This is a genomic window from Paenibacillus vortex V453 (assembly GCF_000193415.1).
Lineage (GTDB): Bacteria > Bacillota > Bacilli > Paenibacillales > Paenibacillaceae > Paenibacillus_AQ > Paenibacillus_AQ glucanolyticus.
Map to the genome: position 1 here is coordinate 1 of NZ_ADHJ01000001.1, position 20,980 is coordinate 20,980.

Sequence of the window (20,980 nt, forward strand, 5' to 3'; positions counted from 1 at the left end):
GGAGTCCGTTAGAGATGGAGCTGGTGTGCATGAGAGTATGCCGGAATGTTAAATCAAGCTAATTAACGTAAGTAACGCTTCTGATGTCCGTTAGAGATGGAGCTGGTGTGCATGAGAGTGTGCCGGAATGTTAAATAAAGCAGAAATCCAGAAAGTATAGTTAGCGCAAATAACGCTTCTGAGGTCCGTTAGAGATGGAGGAATGTGCACCCCCATGTCAGATTGAGCCAACATCCAGTCCGCTTATTGTGCGCTGTACCTAACTTGCAGTTGCTGTACAGAATTAGAGTAATCAGCAGCTCTTCATCCATCCTGCGACTTAGACCAGCGACTCTCCTCCCCAGAGGTTACACCTTAACCGTGGCGTTTACACTTACAGGCGCTTCCGCCTCCTGGACAGGTTCCCTGGAAATCGGAAGCTTCATGCTGATGAAGGACGACAATAGGAAGAGGGCTCCCGCCGTGAAATACACCACAACAATCGAGGTTGCCGACATATACCATCCCGTAAACCCGGAGCCGATCAGCATCATGCCGGTAAAGACCGGCATCATCACGCCACCCAGCCGACCGATGAATTTCTCATCCACCTGCTGCATCATTACCGCCATTAATACGGTTTGAGCCATCGCCATCAGCACCCCGGTCAAAAATCGCATCGTGCCGGTTAGCATCGGCCACTGGGACAGCACCTCTACAAAGGTTGAGAGTCCCAGAAACGAAAGCCCTGCAAACAGCAAGTAGGTGCCTTTTACCTTACCTGCAATAACAGCGGCGATCAGTCCGCCAATCAGCATGCCCAGACCTTCCAGAGCCGTAAACCACTGGACGCTGGACATATCCAGCTGGAGCCGCTCCGTTATGACAAAGATATCCAAAGGCTGTACGAGTCCGCTGCCAAGCGCCAATACCATGTAGACCACGAGCAGCACTTTCAGCAATCGACTGGAAGCGATGTAAGAAAATCCGGCCTTCATATCCTTCAGTAAAGAACCGGCAGATTCTGTGGTATCCGGTGCTTGATCTACACTCGAAGGGAGGAAGGTTAATACGATCGCTGAAGCAGCGAACAGAACCAGCAGGCTTATTAATGAAGCTAGAAGGCCAAAAGTTTGATAAATCGTCGTTCCAACCATGGGACCCAAAATAATAAACAGCGACATTAACGTCTGGGATAAAGCTGTAGCCGCTGGCACATGTTCATCCGGCAGGCACCGCTTGATGATCTTCATCGACGAAGGCTGCGAGAATTGCGACACAACCGCTGATACCAGCATAACGGCAAACACCGCCTGCCAGTATCCCGCTAATACCACGAACAGAATAAGCAGGATAGATAAGAAGCTTAACACGTCGCCCCATATCATCGTCCGCTTCGGCCGCCAACGGTCTGCCAGCACGCCACCGATCATGGAGATGACAAAAATCGGTACGTATTCAATGACCGTAAGCAGCGATACGGCGACCGGGTCATGGTTGCTCTTTTCCATAATGAAGAACAACAGCGCCATGTTGCGGATCCAGATCCCTATATTTTGCATAAAATCAGAGACCATAAGCAGTACAAACGCACGGTTTCCAAACAATTGCCTCATGTTTCCATCCCCCTAATATAAAACCGACTGTTCGGTTTAATTATAATTACAGAAACGCCTTTTGCCCGTTCCAAGAACGATAACACGCTTCTGATCATTTCCTGATGTAAACTACGGCCTTCCATTCGTTAACACACCTTTTAAAAAGTACGTAACGCCCTTGCGGTATAAAATCCTTGATTTCTCCTGGGATCGTTCATAGTAAGAAATCGACAACCCATCCAGCAGCGATCCAAAAATAATGGAGATCTCATCAATATCCCCTTCCGATATCCGTCCCTCGCGCGCACCCTCCAGCATAATCTCTCGGTACAGCGTACGCGGACCCTGCAAAATAGCAAGCATCTCGGCCACAATCGTCTTATTCTCCGGCTGATTGATATAGAACTCCTCCGCAATCTTGGTCAGCGGATTCTGAAAATCATCAACCATATGATCGGCTATTCCATACAGCTTCTCTTCGAAATTGGTGTAATGGGCTTTTTTATCGTTCCAGCCTTCCATCCATTCCTGATTCTGCTTCGCCAGCAGCTTGACAAACAAATCTTCCTTGCTTTCGAAGTGATAATAAATGCTGCCCTTGCTGGCACCTGTATATTTGACCAGTTCATCCATCGATGTAGCCGCATACCCGCGCTGAATGAACAGCTCTTTCGCTTTATCCAGAATCAAATCCCGCTTTCGCTGCGCTTTTTCTGAAGACATAGATGTAAGCACTCCTTGTCTGGAATAACGATCTTAGCCCCAAAGCCAAGACCTTTCCCTTAATAAAAATGAAAGTCAAGGTTCATGGAATCCATCCCCTCACAAGAAACCGACTATGCGGTTTACTCATAATCATACTGAAAACATCTCCCCGTGTAAAGTCAGCAACAGATGCACAGAAAAAAAAAGGGATTCTGCCCTGCCCAGCAAAATCCCTTCCATCTCACAATCAATTCTAATGAAGCTTCCATTATTCCACTGTCCAAATGGCCCTTCCTTCTTTCATCGGATCGCCGTAACTTAGCTGCAGCCCCTGAACACCCTGCTTCACTTCGTACGGAATTTCACCTTTTAATTCTCCGCCTGGTGCAACCGTACCATCCAGCATCTTCACATCATCCGTAATAGGGACCGTGTAGTTAAGATCACTCGAATCCGTCAAGGAAAAAGACAGCGCTGATGATATGACAAGCGGCTCCTGTCCATTGTTCTTCACAGTAAGCTCAACAACCTTAAACGTATGGCCAGCCTGAGGCTTTAAGTATTCATCGCCTTCTGAATCGCGTACGCTGTTCAGCGTAATGACCGCGCCGTGATAATCCACCGTGTCGCCCACAGCCGCAGGCTCGCCAATCGGTTTCACATCTGTATTTGCAGTTGATTCCTTATCCTCTTGGATCGGTTCTGTAGACGATTCTTCTGCAGACGGATCCTTCTCATCCGCCCCCTCGTTACCCACAACGGCCGGTGGAGTCTCTGCCGGGGGATCGGCCTGATCATTGGAACAAGCAGCTGTCAGCAGCATGGAAAACAACACAGCCGCGACCAGCATAACTTTTTTATTCATTCCTTTATCCTACCTCTCTGAAAGACTATATCTAAATGTGCGGACCATTTCCATTTCGCCTTAAAAACCCTGAATCCTTCATAAATACATAAATCGATCGATTCCCTTTTATGGAAGACGGAAGCGTTTCAGAAGAAGTTTTGCTTGCGCGATTATTCTTAAACAAGAAAAAGACCCCCGAAACAGGGGTCTTCCAACTGTTGTCTCATTAAGAATGTATCGGAGCTTTCGTCTCAATCTCAGGCAATGCCTGCAAGCCAGCCGTGTTCAGGAAGTTCCACGGCTTGTTGTAATGCGGCTGGAAGAAAAAGTCAATGAATGCCAGCTCGTCGATAGTCATGCGATTCTGTATGCATACCGACAGCGTGTTGATGGACTGTGTCATATCCACTCTGGAAATGATCTGCGCACCCAACATCCGGCGGCTATCCTGTTCATATACCACCTTCAGCGTGACCGGTTCAAAGGTTGGCATAAACTCCGGACGGTAGTGATCCGTTATGGATACTGTCTCCACTTTAAGATCTTCGTCTTTGGCAGATCCTTCGGTTAAGCCTGTCGATGCAATGTTGTGCTCGTATATTTTCAATCCCGAGGTCCCCTGGGTGCCCATATAAGGCGTTGTCGGCTGCACGAGGTTGCGGGCAACAAGCGTACCCATCCGTACTGCGTTGGTGGCCAGAGGAATATACATCATTTTCCCCGTCGGATTGTAGAGGACCGAGCAGCAGTCGCCCGCCGCATACACATCCCGCTTGCTGGTCTGCATATATTGATCCACAACGATGGCGCCATTTTTCAACATATCCACTTGCCCCTTCAACAGCTCCGTGTTCGGGCGGAAGCCGATACAGAGGATAACCAGGTCCGTGTCGATCTCACCCTTGTCGGTGATGACCTTGTTCACGTTGCCATCCTCCCCCTGGAAAGAGGTTACCGTCTGACCCATCGCCATCTTGATCCCTTTTTCCCGGAAGGATTCTTCCACCTTGCCGCTAAATTCAGGGTCGAGATATTTGTTCAGAATGCGGTCGGCGCTGTCGATGAGGGTGACATGCTTGCCGTTCTGCTGGAAAGCCTCAACAAGCTCCACGCCGATGTAGCCTGCGCCAACCACCGTAATGTGCTTCGCACCTTGTGCCTTTTCGATGATGGTGTTGGAATGGTTATAGTTTTTGCAGAGCAGAATATTATTCAGATCAATGCCCTCAAGCTTAGGCACAATAGGCCACGATCCAGTTGTTACGATCAGCTTATCAAACGTATCTTCAAAGGTTTCCGATGTAACCAGATTACGAACTTTCAAAATTTTGCGATCTGTATCCACCGAAATAATCTCATGTTTCATCTTGGTCTCAACACCCAGCTCGTCGAGCTTCTGAGGTGAAGAGTAGAACAATCCGTCAGGATCTTTTACAACGCCCCCGACATAAAGCGCGATGCCACACGATAGGAAAGAGATATTATCATTGCGTTCATAAACGGTAATCTGTGCATCGGGGTAAAGCTTGGCGGTATTTACAATGGCGGACGTTCCTGCATGGGTACAACCGATAACGGCAACTTTCATGGTTTTTTCCTCCTCCAAATTTGAAGCTTTATATTTGTTTAAGATGAGCTGTTTTGACTGGATTCATGCTTGGTAACCCTTGATGAACTTGAATGCAGCGACTGGAAATATTATTGTGAATATTTTCACTTTATAGTCTCATTATAATGTGATTTATTTCACAGATCAATAGGCAATCTCGAATTTCACACATTGTTCATAAATTCACATGGTGTGAGTGATGAAAAATATGGACTGATGCGATGACAATTGCCGATGAGATTGACAACGTGAGCATCGTATAAATGGACCTTAAAAACCTCAGCATACCGGCTTCAAATCAGGGCAAGCTAACAGATGTCGTTCCGATAAGTGAGATTAGAAGCATGAGGCCTCAAACAGGTTTTCTTATTAATAACAGAATATGCCCTTTTTGAAACAACCGACAGCGGGTAATGAGTGTGCAGGAGGTGTTTGGAGATGACTACCGTATTTGTTGCTGGAGCCGGTGGATCAACCGGAAGGCTGATTGCGAAGCTTCTTGTACAAAAAGGATATCAAGTGCGCGGTCTCATTCCGGATGAGGATCATAAGCGAAATATGGAGCAGGAAGGTGCAGAAGGAATTGTCGGCGATTTGGCTCAGACTTATTCAGGGGGCCTGAAAGATGTCGATGCCGTTATTTGTGCAGTGGGAGCCGGGGTCACCGAGGATCCGCAGGAGACCGATCAAATCGGCACCGTCCGGCTGATCGAGCAGTGCGTGCTTGAAGGGATTCCACGCTTTATTATGATCAGCTGTATGGAGACCAAGAATCCGGGGAACCTGCCTGAGCTGAAACCATATCTGCTCGCTAAGCATAAGGCAGAAGTCATTCTTGCCGAGAGTACGCTAACTCACACCATCATTCGGGCAGGAGAGTTAACGGATCATGAGCCTACCGGAACGGTTGAAGCGGATTCCAATCTCCCGAAGGCCGGGCCCGTATCCCGTCATGATGTTGCGCATGCCGCGGTGTTATGTCTTTCACTGCCGGAAACGGAGAATACCACGTTTGATCTGATTCAAGGCCAGCGTCATATAGAGGATGCCCTGAAGGAGTTAGCCTCAAGTTAATATATTCGTTACCAAAAGAAAAAACAGGACTGTTCTCCTGCGGACAAATACGCCCTGTTAGGAAACAGCCCTGTTATATTAGCGATATATTCTGCCTTTAACCCAGCAGTGATTCGATAGCACTCTTCATCGATTCAGGTGTGTCGCGCGGTTCGAACCGCTGAACAACGTTACCCTCACGATCCACCAGGAACTTCGTAAAATTCCAGGCGATCTCCCCGCCTTCATTCGGTCCTGGCTGCTCCGATTTCAAATATTGAAACAACGGATGCGCCCCTTCCCCGTTCACATCAATCTTCTCGAAAACCGGAAATTTCACACCATAGTTTATTTGACAGAACGATGCTGCCTCTTCACTTGTCCCCGGCTCCTGTCCGCCAAACTGATTGCACGGGAAGCCAAGAACCTGCAGCCCTTGCTGGCCGTACTGGTCATACAACTGCTGAAGCTCGCCATATTGTGGCGTAAGACCACATTGACTTGCCGTATTCGCTATAATCAGAACCTTGCCTGAATACTGATCGAGTGAAACTTCCTGGCCTGATGGGTTTGTTGCTTGATATTCATAAACTGACATCTTTGGATCTCCTCCCCGGCTTTGTTTTGAATGGACATTAGACTCCTGCCGTGACGCTGAAGCCTTGTGGTCTCCCTCCATCATACCGAATAAATGCCGTCAAACCAAATCCCGGTTCTGATATGGCCATAAAGAGCATAAAGTGTATCCTTTTGTATCGAATTGAATGGTACTATGAACTGCAGCCTACATTGCATGCTTTGCCATAATGAACGGACATATACTTGATGACAAACAAGCATGTTTAGACAGCAGGCCAGCAGGGTAATGACCCGAGAGGGTTGGATCTTATGTATCCATCATATACTCATACATAAGCGAGGCAAGAGCAATGAAATTATACCCCGAAATGTTTTTATCTCCATGGCATCTCATCGTCCTTCTCATGGTCCTGATTGCATTTATCGGACTGATCATGGGTGGATATGACAAGAAGACGGTGCTGCGAAGCACAGGGCTCTCAGCGCTCATCTTCTACTTTATGCTGACGATCCCGATCGGCCTGATCACCCAGGAATCCCTGTACAAGGAAGAAACGATGATACAAAGCCTGGATCAGCGGTATGAGGACAAACAAGCAAACGGTCAGCTTCATGGGACTCAGGATTACGTCATCGCTTATGTCGGTGCATATAAGAATGAGGATGACGCCGATATCGTGGTCTATGCAGGCAACTATCATGCGACTCAAACATTCAGTGGTCATATCCGGGTTTACCTCTACGACAGCGAGGATGAAGAGGTATTTATCAAGACCTACGAAGGCGTGACACTGGAACCGGGTGAGAAGAAAAAGCTGGATTCCACGTTCACCAGCCACCCCATGGCAACGTATCGATTCCATTATGAAGCGCAGCCCGAGGTATGAGGGCTGCGTTCTTCGTTTATATTATCAAGCTCAAGTTGACAGATGGTTTTCTGGCCTGACACCTGCATCATTCGTTTGGGACACAGGCTGGCAGGGCTCTGGGATGGGCGGGAGTTTCTTGATGTCACGTCCTTTGCGCATATGCCGTATACCCAAATAGATAAGAGTAACCACCGGCAGAGACAGCATGGTCATGGCAAGCATCATGCTCGACATCTGGTAAGAAGGGTCGGTTTCAACTTCGGAGAAGTCCAAAAAAACAAACGTAATGAACGTGACCCCCGGGAAGATGAGAATCTGCAGCCAGCGCATCCATTTCACCAGAACAAAAAACAGAATGGAGAAAAGTCCAAGAAGCAGAATCGGGTACAGCATTTGTTCCGGATCCACGGTACCTTGCTCTGCCGCACGGGTCAACCAGAATGCGATGCCGAACTGAACAGGGAATACCAGCCAGGCAAGCAGCCCCGTTCCGCGAAACGCCGATCTCCGCTTTTGAAGCGCCTCTTCGTATTGGTACAGCTTCATCTCGTATTCCAGCTGATTCAGTTCTTCTTCCGTCAGTTCCCGCTCCTCACCGCTCTCCTGCAAGAGACGGTCCAGATAAGGCCGATATTCCCGCTCTATGTTGCCGTCGAATGCGGTCTGTTCCAAATCCTCGTCTTCGCGAAGCACATCGGCAACCGATTCATCTGCCAGATCCTGTACGATGATCGAGGTCAGATATATCGGAAGGTCCCGCCGACCTATGACCTCCAGCCAGCGGTTGGCATCCATCGGATCGATAAAAGGAATGGCCACCGTCCGGTCCCCCTGCTCTCCTGTACCCACGAGATACAGGACTGGCATCAGTTCTGCCATAGGCAGTGTTTCGCTCATTTTGCTCTTCTTATAGGCATAACTATATGAAAAAATATACCTTCCATAGTATATTTCCTTCACATCGCCGAGCCATAGGCTCCCCTTGAACGAATCTTTTGACTCTGGGTCCCACCTCTCGTACTCCACATGATCCTCATATAACAAGTACTCATCCAGATGTGTGTTGGTCCAGACATGTCCCTTCAAGCTTCTAAACAGCTTAGCTCCCATAAAGATGCCTGCAGGTATGGCAGCTAGACTTATCCAGGACCAAATATGGGTCCAGAGGTACAGCAGAATCAAGGGTCCCATCGTTAGCACCAAGCTAAGGAGCAGCCCCAGCACGTGCATTTCGAAGGTAATCACCCAATAAAAGGGCTGCATTTGGGGTTTTCTCTGCTCATGAATCACCAGAGACATTCAGGTAACTCCCTCCTTATATTCTATTGTTGTTATCGGAGAAAACAATATGTAACGAAAATGAAACAAGGCCCTGCCTCCCATAAATTATGTTTATGGTTTCATGCCGTTGTTCCGAACCAAAAAACCTCCCCCGACAGCGGCCGGGGAAGGTTTTCGTTTCATTCTTCGCCTTACTGAGCCGTACGGTTCTGAGCCAGTTTAACAAGCAGATGAGCCAGCTGATGCTGCTCCGCTTGTGTACCAACCTTCCATAATTCCTGAAGAAGCTTCTCCTCGGAATTACGGGGCTCCTCATTTGCCGCCAGGTAACCTGCTACCTTCTCTGCGGCCTGAGCGAGCTGCTCTTCATTCAAACCGATGCTCTCAGCAAGCTGAATTCGCTTGTTCAAATAGGATTGGAAGGCATCAAAGTCAGCCAGAATCCGCTCCTTATCCCCATCGTCAATTCGGTCCAGCGCATGGTCAACCTTACTCACATCCAGCTCACCATTCTTATTCACAACATGATTATGTTCAGACATGATAACGCCTCCTTGTCTTCGACTAGGTAACGCTCTGTACTTAACCGTGCTCACCCGAATTGAAACAGGTTTCTCCTAAAAATTCCCTCAGTACTTAACGCCCGCCGCGCCGTCCGCCGCCTTGGCCTCTTGCACCGTGGCCTTCGGAATTACGAGTACCGCCTTGACCACCGCGACTGTTCTGACTCCCCCGGCTTTCGGTCCTGGATTGCCCGCGTCCGCTGCTGCTGCCGCGCACTCCGGCCTGTGACGGCCCACGGCCTTCGCCTGCGCGACCTTCACGGCTACTGCCGCCACGTCCACCAGCCTGTGACGGTCCTCGGCCTTCGCCTGCGCGACCCCCGCGGCTGCTGCTGCCACGTTCACCAGCCAGTGACGGTCCTCGGCCTTCGCCTGCGCGACCCTCGCGGCTGCTGACCCGGCCAGTTCCACGCTCATCCCGGCGTGACGACTCGCCTCTTCCCCGGCTCTGCTCGCCGCGCGCGCTTCCAGAATGGTTACCCCGGCTCCGCCCGGAGCCCGTCCCACGATCCGCACGGCCTCTGCCTTGTCCACGTTCATTATCGGATTCGAGTGAGGAGACACTTCTTGTGTTTCTCGGTCTGCCTGCATCCCTGCCTGAATCGCCAGTGCTTTCCCGAAGGCTGCCAGCACCAGAGTCATAACGCACACGCTTTAAACGCAGGGAAATTCCTTCTTCAATTCGCTGCAGGTCATTAAGGTCCTTGCCAGCCGCGAAGGTGATCGCCATTCCGTTACCCCCGGCCCGTCCGGTCCGTCCGATGCGATGGATGTAACTCTCGACATCATGAGGCATGTCGTAGTTAAATACATGCGTAACGCCTTCCACGTCAAGCCCCCTGGCAGCAACGTCCGTTGCCACCAGCAGCTGCAGCTTGGCATCCCGGAATCGCTTCATCACCGCTTCCCGCTTCGCCTGGGACAGGTCCCCGTGCAGCTCGTCCGACTGGTAGCCATGGGCCAGCAGCGCATCATTCAAGATACTCGCTCTGCGCTTCGTCCGGCAGAAGATAATCGCCAGGAACGGGTTATACTGCTCAATCATCGTACGCAAGGCATCCTGCTTCGAGCGGTCCGTACACTCGACCACTACCTGCTGAATCTGCTCCAGCGGAATCGGGGAGGCTCCTTTAATGACTATATCAACCGGTTGATTCATATAGTTTCCAGCCAGCTGCTTCACCCCGGCAGGCATCGTGGCAGAGAAGAGCATCGTCTGACGCCGATATGGAAGTGCGTGAATCAGCGCCTCCACATCATCCAGGAAGCCCATATGCAGCATCTGATCGGCTTCATCCAGCACCAGCTGTTTGACACCGCCCAGCTCCAGCGTGCCGCGGCGTAAATGATCCAGCAGACGTCCAGGTGTGCCAATGATCAGGTGGCGCCCGCCCTCAAGCTTGCGCAGCTGCTTCTCCACGTCCTGCCCGCCATATACCGCCAGAATCTTAATGCCATCCGGCTCTCCGGCTGTGAGCTTCTTGGCTTCTTCCGTAATTTGCAATGCCAGCTCCCGCGTTGGCGCAATAATGAGCGCCTGCGGATACGCCCGCTTGGGATCGATCTGCTGCAGAATCGGCAGCATGAAAGCCAGCGTCTTCCCGGTGCCGGTGCGTGCCCGGGCGATAACATCTTTTCCATCGATCAGCAGCGGGATGCTCTCTTGTTGCACCGGAGTCGGCACCGTAATTCCCTGCTCCTTCAGTTTCCTTACTCTTTGTTCGTCAATACCCAGTTGTTGAAAGTTCGGCAAACGTTCCACCTCATTTAATTTTTTAGCATCTGTTGCGTTTATCTTCTATACTGGTTTGGCTGGATATCACGCATAACCTGCATTAGTCCCAACAAAATGTCCTTCGGAATCGTTCTAGTTGTAAAGAAACTGACAAACGTCCCTGACTTTGGTAATGTCAACATATAGATATCCAGTTTACACTAAGCGAGGAGGTGCTCCGAAATGAACAACGTACAGCTCATCCTGACAGCACTCATCCTGCTGATCCTGTTCGGCCTTATCAATCTGATGATCAATTACATATCGCGGCGTGACGGGGAGCCCCATGTTCCCTTCCGTAAGAAGCTGTGGGTTATCCCACTGTTGTCAGCCTTCATTATTATACCGCTTGAGCTCTTCGCTATGTTATATGCGGGGTGGTTCCCATTGCCCGACCCAGCGGGATCCGGCGACACCCTTGCCTTCGACAGCAATGGCGTATTGCTGGGCTTCTCGCTCATCGTTCTGATCGGATTCCTGATCTTCGAGAGCCTTATTCACCCATTGGTCATCGCCTTGCTGCGGCTGCTCCTTCGCAAGGACGCCTCCATCTATATCAAGCAAGCCGTTACGATTGCATTCGATACGGTTCTGCTATACATCGTGTCCCTGCTGATACCGGCCATTCCGATCGGAGGCTGGCTGCAATCGCTGTTCATTGCGCTGTTCTTCCACCTGATTGAGTGGATCCTGATCGGGGTCCAAACCTGGGTGCAGCAGCGCAAGCGAGCCAGAGCCGAATCTGCCGGCTAGGCTAGAACCTCCCGGATTTGAATATCGCATACAGCAGCCATGCGACCATGAGCAGGGCTACAATGAATCCGACTTCGATTACCGGGAAGCTCCACAGCATCATCGGCTCCCGACTGAGTGACGAACCGATAATCAAGCCAACCATAATAATGCTGAAAGCGAGAAGTACAATGCTGAAAGACAGCCGGTTACTGATCTGATCCAGCTTGCGCATCAGCGCTTGCAGCTCCGGAACGCTGATCTCCACCCGCAGCTTCCCTTTGCTGATCAGAGCCGACAGCTGTCTGGCCTGTCCAGGCAGATCAAGCAAACTCTCCGCAAGACCCGCTACCCCATCCAGCACCTTCCTGCCGATTCGGCGGGTATTATACCGCTTCTTCAATAGCTTTCGTCCAAAAGGCTCCGCCATATCGATAATGCTGAGATTCGGATCCAGCATCTCGATGACCCCTTCAAGCGTCAGCAATGATTTGCCCAGAAGTGTCAGATCCGGAGGCAGCATAATCTGATGGCGCTGAGCTACGGCAAACAAATCCGTCAGCGCCTTGCCGATACGCACTTGGGAGAATGGAACATCATAATATTCTCCCCGCAGCCGGTCCATATCGGACCGCAGGGAGTCCATATCACAATCCTCCGGGATCAAACCCATTCTGGAAATTGCCCGGATCATCCCTTCCGAGTTCCGCCGCATCAGCGCAATAATGAGTCCGGACAGATGATCCCTCATACTCTCACTGAGCTGTCCGACCAGCCCGAAATCCAGAAAAACCAGCTTCCCGTCCTCTCGGACGAGCAGATTCCCGGGATGAGGGTCCGCATGAAAGAACCCTTCAAGAAAAATCTGCTGCAGCATGCCGTCAATCAGATGCTCCGCGATAGCCTTCAGATCATGTCCCTTGGCTACAATCTCCTGCCGCCGGCTTAACGTAAGACCCTCCGCATACTCCATCATCAGCACCTTGGATGACGTGTACTCCCAATAAATCCGCGGAATGCGGATAAATTCATGCTCCGTCATCTGCGATGCAACCTTCTCTGCATTTCGGGCCTCATGGCTGTAATCCAGCTCTGCCATCATGGCTCTGGCAAATTCGTCAACAATCCGGTCCACCCGGTACAGCTTGACCCATTCCCAGTGACGCTCGGCAATCGAGATTAAATCCCGTAATATCTCCAAGTCACGGCCGATCATTCGGGCTACGCCCGGCCGCTGAACTTTGATCGCTACCCATTCTCCAGACTTCAGCCTCCCGGCATGAACCTGCCCAATCGAGGCAGCAGCCAGCGGCTTCTCTTCAAACTCACTCAATACGTCGTCAATCGGCATTCCCCATTCTTGCTCAATCAGCTCCCGCGCGCTGGCAGAAGAAAAAGGAGGAACCCGCTCCTGCAGCTTGACCAATTCCTGGATAATATGGTCTGGCAGCAGGTCGGATCTTGTACTCGCCAGTTGGCCAAGCTTCACAAATGCCGGCCCAAGATCCTCAAGCACCCGCCGGATGCGTTCCCCTAAGGTGATGGTCTCCGGCTGCTCCCTGGAACTCCAGCGGACCGGCAGCGACAGGACATGAAACAGTCCCATCTCCTCCACCATATAGCCAAAGCCATGACGCATGAGCGCCATGGCGATTTCCCGGTAACGTCCGGCATGTCGGATTCGGACCGCCATCTATTCCTGCTGCGATCCTTCCAGTTCTACGACCTTCTTCTCCAGAGCGGCAATGCGCTGTTCCAGGCTGGCGACATCACTCTCTTTAGGTACGTCCAGCTCGGACAATACACGCTGCACCTGTTCATAAATATACGTCTTGATCTGCGACTGCTCTTCTTCGCCGCGTTCCACGAGACGGTTCACAAGTGCCTTGGACTCCGCAGGAGCAAGCTCCCCGCGTTTAACCAAATCATCCACGACTTTCTCTACTTTTTCCTTGCTGACTACGGTAAGGCCCAATCCTAACGAGATTGCTTTTTTAAAAAGATCACTCAAGGTATATCCCTCCCGGTCGTTGTCTGGTTCCATTATAACCTGTAATGCTGGCAAAAACATCTATCCTTGGACTTGCCTTCATAAGTATAGAGAAGCTTCCTTATCAATTTCCCCTGATTTCACTCTAAATATGAGGGCATCTTGGTTTCAGATGAACAGAACGACCATTCAGGTGCCATCATGAAAAAAGCGAACAGGCGGGGGAAACCATACCCCCGCCTGTTCGCTTATGCATCTATTCCGTGAGGATGAAAAACGGCTTAGTCGTCATCACGATCGTTATCGTTATCGTCACGATCATCATCATGATCCCGGTCATGGTGGTCGTCATCGTCATCGCGGTCGTCATGCTTCTCATTCTCTGCCTTGATCACTTTGCCGCTGACGGCATGAACTTCTACCTCAGACGACCCTTTGGCTGTCTTGACTTCAACGTCATACACCCATTTGCCGTCATCTTGGTCCAAATCCACTTCCACAGCAGTCCCGCCCTTAACATGTTGGACTGCAATAGCAGAAGCCTTGCCGGCACCAATCAGATTGGCGGGAATGTTGTCGCGGTCATTATCATCATCGTCCTGGTCTACCCGAACACCGAGGGATTTGCCTGTGTAGGCATCAATCCATACATCCACATCCCGGTTTTTCTGCTGGATCTCCACATCATAGACCAGCTTGCCTTTTTTGCGGTCGATATCAATGCTCTCCACTTTACCGCTGGCAGCGGCCAGTGCCAACTGCTCTGCCTTCTCCATACCGATCAGCTGCTGCTTCGCTGCCGGGGCCTTTTCTGATCCTGCCGCCTGCACAGCGTTATAACCGTATACTCCACTTGCCGCGATTGCCACGGACAGTGCACCTGCCCACAATGTTCCTTTTTTCATATCTTACGCCTCCTCTATACTCTCTTGGTTATCTCTACAAACCTAATATAAACGTTCAAAATGAGAGCACTCCGAGAAAAAGATTAGAAAACGATGATAAAATGTGAAATACCCTCTCATTATTCATCGTCATCATCGTCGTCCCATGTAATCGTCATAATTTCGCCTGTAATCGCATGGACTTGAATGGTTGCTTCCCGTCCATCTTCCCGCTCAATCTCCACCAGATAGTAACGGCTGCTCTTGCTCTCGCGATACTCCACGTCTTCAACCGTTCCCGCTACCTTCCCTAAGGAGAGTTTGGTCGCCTGTTCTTTGGTAATCATCGTTTTAGGCGGCTCGGGGTTGTTGATCCCTGTACCGTTTCCGCTTTCGCCGTCTGTTGTTCCCTCCCCACCGTTCTCTCCCGGCTTGGGGGGATTACCCTGATCCGGTGGCTGCACGGGGTCAACGGGGTCAACCGGCTCCGGCTCCGGCTTCACTTCCGCTTGGTCCAGTGGTTTGATGGACACGATGTCCCCGTTACGGGCATCCACTGTCAGCTCGTACTTTCCGGTGTCCGATTGAAGCTCCATCCGGTACATCTCACCTTCCAGGGATGCTTTTATAATTTCACCGCCCTGGTATTGCTCCAATACCCCACGAACGGCTTCAGCCTGTGACATGGCCTCCGTCGAACGGCTGAACGGACTCCAGACCGCATTCACAATGATCATAACAGCCACAACGAGAACGACACCCAGCAGCAAACTGACTTTTTTACGCATCTAATCACCTCGGACACATTCGTCTTTTCCGTCAGTATAGCGCAGTTTGGTTAGAATTTGATGAGAAAAGGGTGCTTTTCTTCTATTGGGAGGCCCTCATGCGAATCGTGGCTGTTGTGCCCACGCCAGGCAGGCTGTCCAGCTCCACAACGGCAGAGATGGCTGCTGCGATATCCTTCGCTAGGGACAAGCCGAGCCCCGCCCCTCCGCCGCGGCGGCCGCGGGCCTCGTCCACCCGGTAGAAGCGGTCAAACACATGCTCCAGCTCGTCTTTGGTTATTCCGATTCCGCGGTCGATAACCCGGATATAGGCCTCGGATGATTGGTTTCCAATCTCGATGATCATATGCTCGTCACTGTATTTACGCGCATTATCCAGCAGAATGAATAAGAGCTGCTTCAGCCTGCGGCTGTCTGTCCAGCCGAGAACCTCACCATCGGCTTTAATCTCCACCGTGCGATTGTAGGCATCGCGAAAAGCACGCGCCGAGGACTCCGACAATGCAACAAGATCCACCTGCTCCATCTCAACTTGCCACTGCTCCTGATTGCGGGCAAGCAGCAGCAGCTGCTCCGTCATTTCCTTCATTCGAATGGCCTCAGAGTGAATCGCTTCGACCGACTCCATGAACAATTCGGGCCGATCCATTCCACGACGCTTCAACAAGCTTGCGTAACTCTCAATAATGGTCAGAGGTGTCTTCAGCTCATGGGAAGCGTTGGATACAAATTGCTCCTGCTTGGCGTGATTGCTCTCCAGCAGCGTAATCATGTCGTTAAACGCAGCGCCCATCTCAACCAGCTCGTCCTTGGATTTCTCCTTCAGCTCGATTCGCCGGAAGCGGCCGCGTTTGACGTAATATCCTGCATCGTATGGGTCAAGCCGGTGATCGGCTGCATGATCAATCTCCCCAGCACCCGCGTAGAAACCACGATCGGGACAAGCCCTATGGCGGTTACAGCCACCAGTACGATTCGGAGTGCCTGCAGCGTCTCCATCGTTGCGGCCAGGCTGCGGGAAATTTGGATGTTGTAAACAGCCCCGTCACTCCAAATCACCGGCATGGAAACCATCACGTAACGCATGCCTTCATACGAAATCTGCTTTACCTGCTTATTGGTGTTATACGGCAGCTTGAGCCCTTCCATCTCCTCGCCGGAGGAGGTCACAAACGGAGATTTGACCTTGCTGTCCGCCGGGACGAATTGAATCTTCCCGTCAGCTGGTACATAGCTTCGCAGCAAATCACCGACGGGAATGGCAGCGGCTGAATGCGCCATGCCCCGGGCTATGCTGGACGCCTCAACCTCCGCCTGTTTCAGCTGGCTGTCCAGCGACATTTTGCTGAACACATAATAGATGCATAAATTCATGACAATCAGGATGACAGCCATCAGCACCGACGAATAGAGGTGGATTTTGCTGCTCAGCTTCATGGGGTATCTTTCAGCACATAGCCGACACCGCGAACGGTGTGAATCAACTCCGGCTTGCCGTCCTGATCGATTTTTTTGCGGACATAGCGTATGTATACATCAACGACGTTGGTATCGCCGTAGTAATCATATCCCCATACGGCGGCAAGAATCTGCTCGCGATTCAGCACCTGCCGTTTGTTCTTCAGCAAGTATACGAGCAGGTCGAATTCGCGCGGCGTCAGATCCATTCTTCGTTCATCGCGAATGACTTCACGCGTGCCCTCATTCAATTTCAGGTCCGCAGCCGTAAGCCACTCCCCGTCTGACTGCTCTGCCGAATGCTGAGCCCCCTGAAGCCGCAATGCCGCACGAATCCGCGCCAGCAGCTCTTCGATCTGAAACGGCTTCGTAATATAATCGTTGGCTCCAAGATCAAGCCCTGACACTTTATCCTCAACAGAGCTCTTGGCAGTCAGGCAGCAGCACGGCCGTGTGCGTATCATGCGCACGAATCCGGCGAAGCAGCTCGATCCCGCTCATCCCCGGCAGCATGACGTCCAGCAATATCAAATCCACGTCCTGACTGCGGTAAGCCTCCAGCGCATCCAGGCCGTTATCCGCCTTGGTCACTTGATAACCTTCACTCTCCAGCTCGATTTCAAGCAAGCGGGATATTTTCACTTCATCCTCTACAATTAAAATCTTCCCGCTCACGCGCGTCCCTCCCACCGATATCCTCACGAAATCATTTAACCTGGAACACGTGCAGCCCACTTCGCTGCCTGCGTGATCATGAGCCGCAGCTGTGGCTGGAGAAAGGACGGCTCATGGTGACCCGGCATCAGGAATACCACGCGTCCGATGCCATACGTATGACACCAGGCAGCAGGCCACTGCTTCCCTTCGAATTCATAATGCAGCAGCACCGTTTTCTCGGTGAAGGGATCAAATATGAAGCGATAAGGCTCCTCATCCAGCACAAAAGGCTCCATGCCTTCCGTAATATCGTGTTCGGTCTCCCCGGGGACAAAATACAGCTTCTCCATTGGCGGGTGTCCGTCAAACCGGGCGCCGATCAGCTGGGCCAGCTCATACCGGTTAGCCAGCGTCACCCCGTTATGAATGACAAGCAATCCACCGCCTCCGCTTACATAGGACAGCAAGCCGGCGGTCTGCCGGGGGGAGACGCGCTCGTCCCACAAATCGCTGTAGGCGATGCATAACTCATAAGGGTACAGATTGCTCTCATGAAGCATTTTATGATTTTCCGTGCACTGCACGGTGAACATATCATTCAGCAGATGCGTCATTTGTTTATCGATGCCTTGCAGCGGATGAAACTTCGGGTGGGTATAGCTGCCGAGCAGCAATGCTTTTTTCTTATCCATTGGTCATCCTCCTATTACTACTCCATATTTCACATGATCCTCCGAAAACATGCATCAGAAGCCGGAATGGAAGCTAATCTTGCCAGCTCCCATTCTATATCATCACATTATTCTTGATTTTGAGCAAAGTAGCGGCCAAGCGTCACCATCATGCTGCCCATCCGCTCCTCCTCCGGAACCACCATGCGTTCAATGCCTTCCTCACGCAGCCCCTGGGCTGTAACCTTCCCTACAGCCGCTGCCAGGACAGTTCCCCGGAATGCCTCCAGCACCGCCTCCAGCTTGCCATGGGCACGGGCATAATCAGCTAAAAAACGAAACTGGGGTGCACTGGTAAAAGCAACGGCATGGACCTTGCCGCCGATGATTTCATCGACAAGCTGCGAAATGTCTTCCTCAAGCGGTGGAATATGCTGGTACGGCAGAATCTGCTCAACCGTAGCGCCGCGGCCTTCGAGCCACTCCACCAGCTTGGGCGCCGACTCGCCATGAAGCTGCAGAATGACACGCTTGCCTGTGAAATCATGCGGCTCGAGTGACCGGATGAGACCGGCCGTACTGCCGTCATCATCTCTGACAACGGGCGCAAGACCGCGTTTTTTAAGCGCATTTGCGGTTTTGTTACCCTCTTGCCGCAATGAAGGTGTGCTGCATCGTTTCATTCAATGTATCCATAAGGCCCATCTGTTCTGCCATATCATAAATGGCCTCCAGGCCGATTCCTGTCGTAAAGATCGCCCACGGCGCAGGCGCCTTGAGCCAAGCCTCGATAGAGCTGCGCAGCACTTCATCATCCAAAAACACAGTTCCCTGCGCCGGACGAAGCAGTGCGGTTCCTCCCATCTTCTCCACCAGCTTGGCCATGTCTGCCGCTTTACGCGGGCCGGCCAAGGCTACGATCCGATCCTTCATATGCTGTGCCATCTTATATGCCTCGCTCTCTTAAATTCTTGCCTGTGCATCCGTTAATTTAGTACAGCTTATAGTATCTAGTATTGACTCCAGTATAAAGGCCCTGACCCTATAGATAAAGCCACTTTGGTCTTATTCTTCCAAATCTCCCTTTACTAAACCTGCGACCATAACGAAAGGAACCCAAGACCCATGTCATAGAATGCAGCCGGTGTATGAAGCCGGCCATCATCCTGTACGTGTTCATTCAGAACGTAAATTGGAATGGATTCAAATAGAGGGGTACCCATTGTAACACGGGTACCCCTCTTGGCTGGTGATCTCGGATCACCGTTTATATAAAGGCCTCCACCCTGCACAGCGGGAACAAGATGGAGGCTCCTATCGGTTGTTCTTGCCTTACTTCTGCTGACTGCCCGGGATAAATCCGCTCAGGTCCACGCCGAGTCCTGCCGCGAGTTTCGCGCCATATTCGGCGTCTGCACGGTAGAAGTTGCATACGGCTCGCAGCTGGATATCGGATTTGACCTGGCTCAGGTCGTCAATCAGATTGCGAAGTAAATGGTCCTTCTGCTGCTGCGTAAACGAACGGTACAATTCACCGGCTTGCGTGAAATCATCCGTTTTCTCGATGCGCTGACGAACAACGCTCCCCGTCAATGGAGCTTCGCTCTCGCGGACCGACGGGTCTTCCACAGGACCCGTTGTATAACTGTTCGGCTCATAATTGACCGGTGACGGATCCTGCTTCACGTTCATGAAGCCGTCGCGCTGATGATTACGCACAGGTGCGTACGGGCAGTTGATCGGAAGCTGCAAATAATTCGGTCCCAGTCGATGACGCTGCGTATCCGGGTAAGAGAACAAGCGGCCTTGCAGCAATTTATCCTCGGATGGCTCAATACCCGGCACCAAAGCGCTTGGAGAGAAAGCGGCCTGCTCTACCTCGGCAAAGTAGTTCTGCGGGTTGCGGTTTAGTGTCATCGTACCTACGGTGATGAATGGGAAGCGATCCTCCGGCCAGGTCTTGGTAGGATCCAGCGCATCAAAGGACAAATCGTCCATCTCATCGGGGGACATCAGCTGCACCTGCAGGCGCCACTTCGGAAAATCACCATTTTCGATATGTTCGCGCAGATCACGGGTGGCATGATTGAAGTCCTTGCCCTGCACCTCACCCGCTTGATCCACATCCAGCGTTCTTACCCCTTGCACGGATTCCCACTTATATTTGATGTACGTTACTTTGCCTTCACCATTGACCCACTTGAAGGAATGCACACCAAAGCCGTCAAGCTCGCGATAATTTGCCGGTGTACCATGATCCGAGAACAGCCAAGTCATCATATGCGTGGATTCCGGTGACAGCGTCATGAAATCCCAGTAGCGGCCGGCCTCTTGAATATTGCTCTCGGGCGAAGGTTTCAGGGAATGCACCATATCCGGGAATTTAATGGCGTCCCGGATAAAGAAGACCGGGAGGTGATTGCCCACAATGTCGTAGTTTCCTTCTTCCGTGTAGAACTTCACGGCAAAACCGCGTGGATCACGAGCGGTCTCCGGTGATCCTGTTCCATGGATAACCGTTGAGAAACGCACAAGGACAGGTGTTTCCTGACCAATTTCCTGCAGGAATGCAGCTCTGGTATAAGCCTTCATATCATTCTCGACCACAAACACGCCGTGCGCCCCTGCACCGCGAGCGTGAACGACACGCTCCGGAATCCGTTCACGGTCGAAATGGGCGATTTTTTCGATCAGATGATAATCCTCAAGCAGCGTCGGTCCGCGGCGGCCAGCCGTTTTCGAATTTTGGTTATCTCCTACAGGAGCCCCTTGGTTGGTTGTTAATCTGTCCATGTATGAACCTCCATCATCTCTATAATTGATTTTAGACTGAATCTAAATTTATGAGATGATTGTATCATCGGAGAATCCAGCAGATCATGATTGTCGCATGAGTGTTATATGATCCTTATATGAAGTTCAGATGAACGATCGAAAAGACCG

The 20,980-nt window shown here is 51.3% G+C and carries 17 protein-coding genes and 3 pseudogenes; 3 read left to right on the forward strand and 17 right to left on the reverse strand.

The genetic code is table 11. From position 1 onward, the window contains the following. Nucleotides 1–347 precede the first annotated feature (347 nt). The 4 genes from PVOR_RS00005 to PVOR_RS00020 form a co-directional block, all read right to left on the reverse strand. Nucleotides 348–1,595, reverse strand: coding sequence for an MFS transporter (locus tag PVOR_RS00005; protein ID WP_006206987.1), 1,248 nt, complete (start codon nt 1,593–1,595; stop codon nt 348–350). Nucleotides 1,596–1,706: 111 nt separating this feature from the next. After that, complete coding sequence (locus tag PVOR_RS00010) at nt 1,707–2,300, reverse strand: TetR/AcrR family transcriptional regulator (protein ID WP_006206989.1); 594 nt, start codon at nt 2,298–2,300, stop codon at nt 1,707–1,709. Nucleotides 2,301–2,550: 250 nt separating this feature from the next. Further along, a complete protein-coding gene (locus PVOR_RS00015) occupies nt 2,551–3,147 on the reverse strand; it encodes a DUF4352 domain-containing protein (RefSeq protein ID WP_006206990.1) in 597 nt (198 codons plus the stop codon). A 208-nt stretch (nt 3,148–3,355) separates the two neighbouring features. After that, nucleotides 3,356–4,717: an FAD-dependent oxidoreductase gene (locus tag PVOR_RS00020; RefSeq protein ID WP_006206991.1), complete on the reverse strand. Its 1,362-nt coding sequence runs from the start codon at nt 4,715–4,717 to the stop codon at nt 3,356–3,358. Nucleotides 4,718–5,176: 459 nt separating this feature from the next. On the opposite strand from PVOR_RS00020, the gene PVOR_RS00025 reads away from it, so the two are divergent. After that, complete coding sequence (locus tag PVOR_RS00025; protein WP_006206992.1) at nt 5,177–5,812, forward strand: SDR family oxidoreductase; 636 nt, start codon at nt 5,177–5,179, stop codon at nt 5,810–5,812. Nucleotides 5,813–5,909: 97 nt separating this feature from the next. Here the strand turns inward: PVOR_RS00025 and PVOR_RS00030 are convergent, their stop codons facing one another. Continuing rightward, complete coding sequence (locus tag PVOR_RS00030) at nt 5,910–6,389, reverse strand: glutathione peroxidase (RefSeq protein ID WP_006206993.1); 480 nt, start codon at nt 6,387–6,389, stop codon at nt 5,910–5,912. A gap of 331 nt (nt 6,390–6,720) precedes the next feature. On the opposite strand from PVOR_RS00030, the gene PVOR_RS00035 reads away from it, so the two are divergent. Continuing rightward, nucleotides 6,721–7,257: a hypothetical protein gene (locus tag PVOR_RS00035; protein WP_006206994.1), complete on the forward strand. Its 537-nt coding sequence runs from the start codon at nt 6,721–6,723 to the stop codon at nt 7,255–7,257. A 30-nt stretch (nt 7,258–7,287) separates the two neighbouring features. Here PVOR_RS00035 and PVOR_RS00040 read toward each other — a convergent pair whose 3' ends face one another. The 3 genes from PVOR_RS00040 to PVOR_RS00050 all read right to left on the reverse strand — a co-directional run bounded on the left by PVOR_RS00040 (nt 7,288) and on the right by PVOR_RS00050 (nt 10,836). Then, the gene (locus PVOR_RS00040; RefSeq protein ID WP_006206995.1) at nt 7,288–8,538 is read right to left on the reverse strand and encodes a hypothetical protein; all 1,251 of its coding nucleotides are present in this window, start codon (nt 8,536–8,538) and stop codon (nt 7,288–7,290) included. Between the two features lie 173 nt (nt 8,539–8,711). Then, a complete protein-coding gene (locus PVOR_RS00045; protein ID WP_006206996.1) occupies nt 8,712–9,062 on the reverse strand; it encodes a DUF3243 domain-containing protein in 351 nt (116 codons plus the stop codon). Nucleotides 9,063–9,156: 94 nt separating this feature from the next. Next, the gene (locus PVOR_RS00050; RefSeq protein ID WP_006206997.1) at nt 9,157–10,836 is read right to left on the reverse strand and encodes a DEAD/DEAH box helicase; all 1,680 of its coding nucleotides are present in this window, start codon (nt 10,834–10,836) and stop codon (nt 9,157–9,159) included. A gap of 204 nt (nt 10,837–11,040) precedes the next feature. Between PVOR_RS00050 and PVOR_RS00055 the strand changes: the two genes are divergently transcribed. Beyond that, nucleotides 11,041–11,610, forward strand: coding sequence for a hypothetical protein (locus tag PVOR_RS00055; protein ID WP_006206998.1), 570 nt, complete (start codon nt 11,041–11,043; stop codon nt 11,608–11,610). A gap of 1 nt (nt 11,611) precedes the next feature. Here the strand turns inward: PVOR_RS00055 and PVOR_RS00060 are convergent, their stop codons facing one another. The 9 genes and pseudogenes from PVOR_RS00060 to PVOR_RS00100 form a co-directional block, all read right to left on the reverse strand. Then, nucleotides 11,612–13,282 carry an ABC1 kinase family protein gene (locus tag PVOR_RS00060; RefSeq protein ID WP_006206999.1) on the reverse strand — a complete coding sequence of 557 codons (1,671 nt, stop codon included), beginning with the start codon at nt 13,280–13,282 and terminating at the stop codon, nt 11,612–11,614. Further along, nucleotides 13,283–13,600: a phasin family protein gene (locus PVOR_RS29990; RefSeq protein ID WP_006207000.1), complete on the reverse strand. Its 318-nt coding sequence runs from the start codon at nt 13,598–13,600 to the stop codon at nt 13,283–13,285. Between the two features lie 260 nt (nt 13,601–13,860). Then, on the reverse strand, nt 13,861–14,484 hold the full coding sequence (locus PVOR_RS00070) for a PepSY domain-containing protein (RefSeq protein WP_006207001.1): 624 nt from the start codon (nt 14,482–14,484) through the stop codon (nt 13,861–13,863). A 119-nt stretch (nt 14,485–14,603) separates the two neighbouring features. Further along, a complete protein-coding gene (locus PVOR_RS00075; protein ID WP_006207002.1) occupies nt 14,604–15,251 on the reverse strand; it encodes a PepSY domain-containing protein in 648 nt (215 codons plus the stop codon). 82 nt (nt 15,252–15,333) lie between these two features. Next, nucleotides 15,334–16,688: pseudogene (locus PVOR_RS00080) on the reverse strand (sensor histidine kinase). After that, nucleotides 16,685–17,384, reverse strand: a pseudogene (locus tag PVOR_RS00085) (response regulator transcription factor). The pseudogenes PVOR_RS00080 and PVOR_RS00085 overlap by 4 nt, the downstream one beginning before the upstream one ends. A gap of 35 nt (nt 17,385–17,419) precedes the next feature. After that, nucleotides 17,420–18,058 carry a ThuA domain-containing protein gene (locus tag PVOR_RS00090; protein ID WP_006207003.1) on the reverse strand — a complete coding sequence of 213 codons (639 nt, stop codon included), beginning with the start codon at nt 18,056–18,058 and terminating at the stop codon, nt 17,420–17,422. 107 nt (nt 18,059–18,165) lie between these two features. After that, nucleotides 18,166–18,982, reverse strand: a pseudogene (locus tag PVOR_RS00095) (uroporphyrinogen-III synthase). A gap of 387 nt (nt 18,983–19,369) precedes the next feature. Then, nucleotides 19,370–20,830 carry a catalase gene (locus tag PVOR_RS00100; RefSeq protein ID WP_006207005.1) on the reverse strand — a complete coding sequence of 487 codons (1,461 nt, stop codon included), beginning with the start codon at nt 20,828–20,830 and terminating at the stop codon, nt 19,370–19,372. Nucleotides 20,831–20,980: the final 150 nt, after the last annotated feature.

Excerpts from the sequence above, each read along its gene's own strand:
- PVOR_RS00005 (WP_006206987.1), bottom strand. The coding sequence starts at position 1,595 with ATGAGGCAATTGTTTGGAAACCGTGCGTTTGTACTGCTTATGGTCTCT.
- PVOR_RS00010 (WP_006206989.1), bottom strand. The coding sequence starts at position 2,300 with ATGTCTTCAGAAAAAGCGCAGCGAAAGCGGGATTTGATTCTGGATAAA.
- PVOR_RS00015 (WP_006206990.1), bottom strand. The coding sequence starts at position 3,147 with ATGAATAAAAAAGTTATGCTGGTCGCGGCTGTGTTGTTTTCCATGCTG.
- PVOR_RS00020 (WP_006206991.1), bottom strand. The coding sequence starts at position 4,717 with ATGAAAGTTGCCGTTATCGGTTGTACCCATGCAGGAACGTCCGCCATT.
- PVOR_RS00025 (WP_006206992.1), top strand. The coding sequence starts at position 5,177 with ATGACTACCGTATTTGTTGCTGGAGCCGGTGGATCAACCGGAAGGCTG.
- PVOR_RS00030 (WP_006206993.1), bottom strand. The coding sequence starts at position 6,389 with ATGTCAGTTTATGAATATCAAGCAACAAACCCATCAGGCCAGGAAGTT.
- PVOR_RS00035 (WP_006206994.1), top strand. The coding sequence starts at position 6,721 with ATGAAATTATACCCCGAAATGTTTTTATCTCCATGGCATCTCATCGTC.
- PVOR_RS00040 (WP_006206995.1), bottom strand. The coding sequence starts at position 8,538 with ATGTCTCTGGTGATTCATGAGCAGAGAAAACCCCAAATGCAGCCCTTT.
- PVOR_RS00045 (WP_006206996.1), bottom strand. The coding sequence starts at position 9,062 with ATGTCTGAACATAATCATGTTGTGAATAAGAATGGTGAGCTGGATGTG.
- PVOR_RS00055 (WP_006206998.1), top strand. The coding sequence starts at position 11,041 with ATGAACAACGTACAGCTCATCCTGACAGCACTCATCCTGCTGATCCTG.
- PVOR_RS00060 (WP_006206999.1), bottom strand. The coding sequence starts at position 13,282 with ATGGCGGTCCGAATCCGACATGCCGGACGTTACCGGGAAATCGCCATG.
- PVOR_RS00070 (WP_006207001.1), bottom strand. The coding sequence starts at position 14,484 with ATGAAAAAAGGAACATTGTGGGCAGGTGCACTGTCCGTGGCAATCGCG.
- PVOR_RS00075 (WP_006207002.1), bottom strand. The coding sequence starts at position 15,251 with ATGCGTAAAAAAGTCAGTTTGCTGCTGGGTGTCGTTCTCGTTGTGGCT.
- PVOR_RS00090 (WP_006207003.1), bottom strand. The coding sequence starts at position 18,058 with ATGGATAAGAAAAAAGCATTGCTGCTCGGCAGCTATACCCACCCGAAG.
- PVOR_RS00100 (WP_006207005.1), bottom strand. The coding sequence starts at position 20,830 with ATGGACAGATTAACAACCAACCAAGGGGCTCCTGTAGGAGATAACCAA.